The organism is Pseudomonas sp. PS01303 (assembly GCF_029959385.1).
GTDB classification, from domain to species: domain Bacteria; phylum Pseudomonadota; class Gammaproteobacteria; order Pseudomonadales; family Pseudomonadaceae; genus Aquipseudomonas; species Aquipseudomonas rustica.
On the sequence record NZ_JASCPK010000315.1, the window covers coordinates 1 to 1,127 of the forward strand.

At 52.0% G+C, this 1,127-nt stretch carries 1 protein-coding gene; it reads left to right on the forward strand.

Annotation, left to right across the window (positions count from 1 at the left end; translation table 11 throughout):
• Positions 1 to 210: 210 nt before the first annotated feature.
• Positions 211 to 1,127 (forward strand): IS110 family transposase (locus tag QMX93_RS30745; protein WP_282359339.1); only part of this gene is annotated, 917 nt, incomplete at its 3' end.

Below are 1,127 nucleotides of genomic sequence, written 5' to 3' on the forward strand. Positions count from 1 at the left end.
GCTTGTATGGTAGGACTCGAAGGGGTGGGTGGGACCAAAAGCCAGCTTCTGACTGTTAGCCCAGTACAGACTGTGGGAGACATCGGCCCCACCCCTTCCACCAAAGCGCCGATAAAGAATGCTTCGTTCTCTTCAGCGACGATAGAAACAAGCCTGCGCCTCTTGGTGAAACCCTTCGAGTGGAAAAACCTTACAGCGGGAGTGCGAAAAATGGCAATGGAAGTGAACCAATTTATTGTCGGTATCGATGTTGCGAAGGCCGAACTGGTCGTTCATTTCCAGGACAGCGGCACGCAGATGTCGCTTACCAATACCAAGCCTGAAATCAAGAAATGGCTGAGGCAGCAACCCGCCAATACTGCCTTGTGCGTTGAAGCCACCAATGTCTATCACTTGGACGTGGTGGAGATGGCTTATGCAAAAGGCTTCAAAGTCTATGTTGTTGATGGTTTTCAGCTTAGCAATTACCGAAAAAGTATCGGCGGTCGGGTTAAGACTGACTCGAGCGATGCCGCTTTACTCGCTCGTTATTTGGAGCGAGAAGGCCGGGAGCTGCGCGCTTGGACTCCGCCACCAGCAGTGTATGGCAAGCTGCAAAGCCTCCTGCGCCGCAGGGCTGCGCTGGTCACAATGCGTACGGCTCTAAACCAGAGCTGGAGCAATGAAAAGCTACTGAAAACCGCCTTCAAGAGTTTCACCAAGCAAATAGACAGGTTGGATCTGCTGGTTCAAAAGAAACTCAAGGAGTTGCTCAAAGAGGCAGGATTACTTGAGCAGGTAGCTCGCTGCCAAGCCATCGAAGGGATCGGTTTTTTGACAGCCACAGCCTTGGTGATGGCGTTTATCCGAGGTGAGTTCAAGAGCAGTGATGCTTACATCGCTTTCATTGGCATGGACTTGAGAATTTCTGACTCTGGGGAAAAAAACGGACGTCGTCGTTTGACCAAGCGAGGCTGCTCGGAAATTCGCAGGCTTTTGCACAACGCCTCCATGTCCGCCAGCCGCACAGCGGCCTGGAAGGAAACCTATGAGCATCATCGAAACAAGGGCAAGGCCACCACTGAAGCGCTGGTGATTTTGTCACGTAAACTTGCGCGTATTGCATACGCGCTGCTGAAGAGCGAGAA